This window comes from Pseudomonas sp. NPDC087346, assembly GCF_044744235.1.
Lineage (GTDB): Bacteria > Pseudomonadota > Gammaproteobacteria > Pseudomonadales > Pseudomonadaceae > Aquipseudomonas.
Window position 1 is genome coordinate 1 of sequence record NZ_JBIUXX010000030.1, and the last position, 5,217, is coordinate 5,217.

Below are 5,217 nucleotides of genomic sequence, written 5' to 3' on the forward strand. Positions count from 1 at the left end.
TTTGTTTACCAAGGAGTTTTCCGTTTCGACTGCGCCGGAAGTGGGGCGAATTATAGAGACTCAGAATCTGCCGTCAACCGTTAATTTCGCTTTTCTTTCAATAACTTGCAGATAAGCCAGAAAACGCCCAATCCTTCTATATAGAGGATAGGAACAGCGCCCTCTATATAGAAGGGAAGTCAGAGCACCCCATCCGCCTTCAGCGCATCCACCGCCCCAGCACCCAGCCCAAGCACCCGCTGCAACACCTCCAGCGTATGCTCGCCCAATAAAGGAGGCGCATGACGATACTCCACCGGCGTCTGCGACAGCCGTATAGGACTGGCCACCTGCGGTACCATCCCTGCCAGCGCATGCGGCAATTCAATCGCCAACCCGCGCGACTGCACCTGCGGATCAGCAAATACCTGCGACAAGTCGTTAATCGGCCCACACGGCACGCCAGCCTGCTCCAGCTGAGCTACCCACTCGGCAGTGGTCTTGAAGACTGTCGCCTGACGGATCAAGGGAATCAGTACCGCCCGATTCGCCACCCGCAGCTTGTTGGTCACGAACCGCGGATCATCCGCCCACTGCGGCTGACCAGCCACTTCAGCAAACTTGCGAAACTGACTGTCGTTCCCAACAGTAAGGATGAAGTCGCCATCGGCCGTAGGAAAATCCTGATAGGGCACGATGTTCGGGTGCGCATTGCCCAGACGTTTCGGCGCATTGCCCGTAGTCAGGTAGTTCATCGCCTGATTCGCCAGGCACGCTACCTGCACATCCAGCAATGCCATATCGATGTGCTGCCCCCCACCGTCACGATCACGATGGGCAAGCGCCGCCAGAATGGCGACGGTCGAATAGAGACCCGTGAGGATGTCGGTCAGCGCGACCCCCACCTTCACCGGTCCCGCGCCCTCATCACCTTCAGGACGACCGGTCAGGCTCATCAGCCCGCCCAAGCCCTGAATCATGAAGTCATAGCCCGCTCGCTTGGCATACGGCCCGGTCTGACCGAAACCGGTGATCGAGCAGTAGATCAGCTGCGGATTGATCGCCTTCAGCGATTCGTAATCCAATCCATAAGCTGCCAACCCGCCGACCTTGAAGTTCTCGATCAGGATGTCCGACTTAGCCGCCAGCTCCCGAACCAGCTTCTGCCCCTCGGGACGCGTGAAGTCGATCGTTACTGATTGCTTGTTGCGGTTGGCCGACAGGTAATAAGCCGCCTCAGTGGTGTTCTCACCATAGGCATCTTTAAGGAAGGGCGGCCCCCAGGCGCGAGTGTCGTCACCATTGCCCGGGCGCTCGACCTTGATCACCTCGGCGCCAAGGTCGGCGAGGATCTGCCCGGCCCACGGCCCAGCCAATACTCGCGATAAATCCAGTACCCGCAGATGCGACAGCGCGCCCATGCTCGCTCTCCTATTAATAGAACGCTTGCAGGCCGGTTTGCGCACGACCCAGGATCAGTGCGTGAACGTCGTGGGTACCTTCATAGGTATTCACCACTTCCAGGTTGACCAGGTGACGGGCCACGCCGAACTCATCGGAAATGCCATTGCCACCCAACATGTCGCGAGCCATGCGTGCAATGTCCAGCGACTTGCCGCAAGAGTTGCGCTTCATGATCGAAGTGATTTCAACGGCTGCAGTGCCTTCATCCTTCATCCGACCCAAACGCAGGCAACCTTGCAGCGCCAGAGTGATCTCGGTCTGCATGTCGGCGAGCTTCTTCTGGATCAACTGAGTGGCAGCCAACGGGCGGCCGAACTGCTGGCGATCCAGCGTGTATTGACGAGCGGTATGCCAGCAGAACTCGGCAGCACCCAGCGCGCCCCACGAGATGCCGTAACGTGCGGAGTTGAGGCAGGTGAACGGGCCTTTCAAGCCACGCACATCCGGGAAAATGTTCTCTTCAGGGACAAACACGTTGTCCATGACGATTTCGCCAGTGATCGATGCGCGCAGACCAACCTTGCCGTGAATCGCCGGAGCGCTAAGGCCTTTCCAGCCCTTCTCCAGCACGAAGCCACGGATGTCGCCGGCATCGTCTTTGCCCCAGACCACGAACACATCGGCGATCGGGCTGTTGGTGATCCACATCTTCGCGCCGGTCAGGCTGTAGCCACCCTCCACTTTGCGTGCACGGGTAATCATCGCGCCCGGGTCGGAACCGTGGTTCGGCTCGGTCAGACCGAAGCAACCGATCCATTCGCCGGAAGCCAGTTTCGGCAGGTACTTCTGTTTCTGCGCTTCAGTACCGAACTCGTTGATCGGCACCATCACCAGCGAGGACTGCACGCTCATCATCGAGCGATAGCCGGAATCGACCCGCTCCACTTCGCGAGCAATCAGACCGTAGCTGACGTAATTGAGGCCGCTGCCACCGTACTGCTCGGGAATGGTCGCGCCCAGCAGGCCGACCTCACCCATTTCGCGGAAGATTGCCGGATCGGTCTTCTCATGACGGAAGGCTTCAAGCACACGCGGCGCGAGGCTCTGTTGCGCGAACTGCTCGGCCGTGTCGCGGATCATGCGCTCTTCTTCGGTGAGCTGTTGATCCAGCAGCAGGGGATCGATCCAGTTGAAGCTAGCTTTACCGCCCATGATTGAGTCCTCGCAAATCGGGTGAATTAACGTGGCATTGATCCTAGGCCCGGTTCGCCAATGCGGCAAACGAGGATTTCGCATCCTGTTGTGCTAATTTCTCACTCCGTAAGGTCGGCAAGCGCCTTTTATAAGATGTATTAGTGAGGTTGAAGTACATGCGCAGAAAGATCCCCAGTACCGCGGCACTGATCAGCTTCGAAGCCGCAGCCCGCCACGAGAGCTTCACCCGGGCCGCTGAGGAACTTTCCCTCACCCAAGGCGCTATTTGCCGACAGATCGCCAGCCTTGAAGAGTTCCTGAGCGTGGAACTGTTCCGACGCTCGCGGCGCGGAGTGAAGCTGACCGAAGCGGGGCTTTCCTACAGCCGACGGGTCGCCACCCAACTCGATGCGGTCGAGCGCGACACCCTCTCGGTAATGGGCCAGCAGGGCGCCAATGTGATCGAACTCGCGGTAGTCCCGACCTTCGGTACCCAATGGCTGTTGCCGAGACTCAAAGACTTCCAGCTCAAACATCCTGAAGTCACCGTCAACCTGACCAACCGCACCCGGCCCTTCCTGTTTGCCGATACCGAGTTCGATGCGGCAATCTACTTCGGCGATGCCGATTGGTCGGGTACCGAATCCCACAGGCTGATGGGCGAGAATCCGATGCCGGTATGCAGTCCTGCCCTGATCGGCAACAGGACGCGTCTGAAGCCTGAAGAGATCGCCGAACTGCCACTGCTGCAACAGACCACCCGGCCATATGCCTGGCGCCAATGGTTCAACTCGCAGCAACTGAATATCCCTCGCGACATGACAGGTCCGCGCTACGAGCTATTCTCGATGCTGGCCCAAGCAGCCATGCACGACATGGGCATCGCTCTGATTCCTCCGTTCCTGATCCAGCGCGAATTGGCCGAGAAACGCCTGGTGATTGCCAACCCTCAGGCGCTCTCCAGCATCAGGGCGTATTACCTGATGATTCCGGAGCGAAAAGTCGAATCAGCGTCATTAAAGGCATTTCGCGACTGGCTGGTAAATCAGGCACAGAGCTACAAGCTAGATGAATAAAGGCTTACGACACTTGCTGACCTCGTAGTCAGATTATTTAAAGCACTACAGATATAAGTATTTGTCGCATATTCACAGACTGTATCCGAAAGTCGTACAGACGTCCCACAAGCGCCTGCCAGCATGGCTTTGCGCCGGTATCCCATGCCGATATCCGCTCATTCACCCCGCCGATGTGTAAATTCTTTAAATTCAGCCAGAATCCTTACAAGGCACGGCCTTCAAGGGATTCAGCCGGCCATCTGCGACATTCGGTCACGGCATGACTTGTAGTTAATTTTCCGTCACCCGTCATAATCCCTTGAAGGGCATAAAGTTCGCCTGCAAAATGCCGCGCCCCGCCCTGATTTGGCGGGATCGTGCTGATCGGCCGCCCCAGCCGCACCATCCGTAGTGCATGGGTTTACTCAATAAGATCACGCAGGAGATTTGACGTGCACATTGGAGTTCCTCTCGAAACCCAGACCGGTGAAACACGGGTTGCTGCAACCCCGGAAACCATTAAGAAGCTGATCGGCCAAGGTCATCAGGTCACTGTGCAATCCGGCGCCGGCGTTAAAGCCAGCGTTGTCGACAGTGCCTATGAGGCGGCAGGCGCAACCATTGGCAGCGCCAACGATGCGTTTGGTGCCGAGCTGATTCTCAAGGTGGTCGCACCCAGCGATGCCGAACTGACGCTGATCAAGCGCGGCGCGGTGCTGGTGGGCATGCTCAATCCGTTCAGCAATGAAACCATCGCCAAAATGGCCGAGTGCGGGATTACCGCATTTGCCCTTGAAGCGGCGCCACGCACCTCCCGGGCCCAGAGCCTCGATGTGCTGTCGTCCCAGGCGAACATTGCCGGCTATAAAGCCGTGTTGTTGGCCGCCCACTACTATCCGCGCTTCATGCCAATGCTGATGACGGCTGCGGGCACCGTGAAAGCGGCGCGCGTGCTGATTCTTGGCGCCGGGGTGGCGGGGTTGCAGGCGATTGCCACGGCGAAACGTCTAGGTGCAGTCATCGAAGCCTCCGACGTGCGTCCGGCCGTGAAAGAGCAAATCGAATCCCTCGGCGCCAAGTTCGTCGACGTGCCTTATGAGACCGATGAAGAGCGTGAATGCGCCGTCGGTGTCGGCGGTTACGCCCGGCCCATGCCGACGAGCTGGATGCAGCGTCAGGCTCAGGCAGTGCATGAACGCGCCAAACAGGCCGACATTGTCATCACCACCGCGTTGATTCCGGGTCGCAAGGCTCCGGTGCTGTTGAGCGCGGAAACCGTGGCGCAGATGAAGCCAGGCTCGGTGGTCATCGACCTCGCAGCGGCTCAGGGCGGCAACTGCCCGCTGACAGTAGCCGATCAAGTGGTGATCGCGAACGGCGTCACCATCGCCGGCCCGACCAATCTGGCCGGTGAAGTCGCCGCAGACGCCTCGGCGCTGTACGCCCGCAACCTGCTGGACTTCCTGAAGCTGGTCTTCACTAAAGAAGGCCAGTTCGAAGTGAACCTCGAAGACGATATCGTCGCCGCGTGCCTGATGTGCCGCGACGGCCAAGTCATCCGCAAAAACGCCAAAGCAGGGAT

At 58.6% G+C, this 5,217-nt stretch carries 4 protein-coding genes; 2 read left to right on the forward strand and 2 right to left on the reverse strand.

What is annotated here, in order from left to right:
• Positions 1 to 179 precede the first annotated feature (179 nt).
• Positions 180 to 1,400, reverse strand: coding sequence for a CaiB/BaiF CoA transferase family protein (locus ACIOZM_RS18195; RefSeq protein ID WP_401216188.1), 1,221 nt, complete (start codon positions 1,398 to 1,400; stop codon positions 180 to 182).
• Positions 1,401 to 1,413: 13 nt separating this feature from the next.
• The gene (locus ACIOZM_RS18200; protein WP_150652811.1) at positions 1,414 to 2,595 is read right to left on the reverse strand and encodes an acyl-CoA dehydrogenase; all 1,182 of its coding nucleotides are present in this window, start codon (positions 2,593 to 2,595) and stop codon (positions 1,414 to 1,416) included.
• 158 nt (positions 2,596 to 2,753) lie between these two features.
• Here ACIOZM_RS18200 and ACIOZM_RS18205 point away from each other — a divergent pair, with 158 nt between their 5' ends.
• Entirely contained in the window at positions 2,754 to 3,653 is a 900-nt protein-coding gene (locus tag ACIOZM_RS18205) for a LysR family transcriptional regulator (RefSeq protein ID WP_401216189.1), read from the forward strand.
• Between the two features lie 434 nt (positions 3,654 to 4,087).
• Positions 4,088 to 5,217 (forward strand): Re/Si-specific NAD(P)(+) transhydrogenase subunit alpha (locus tag ACIOZM_RS18210; RefSeq protein WP_401216190.1); only part of this gene is annotated, 1,130 nt, incomplete at its 3' end.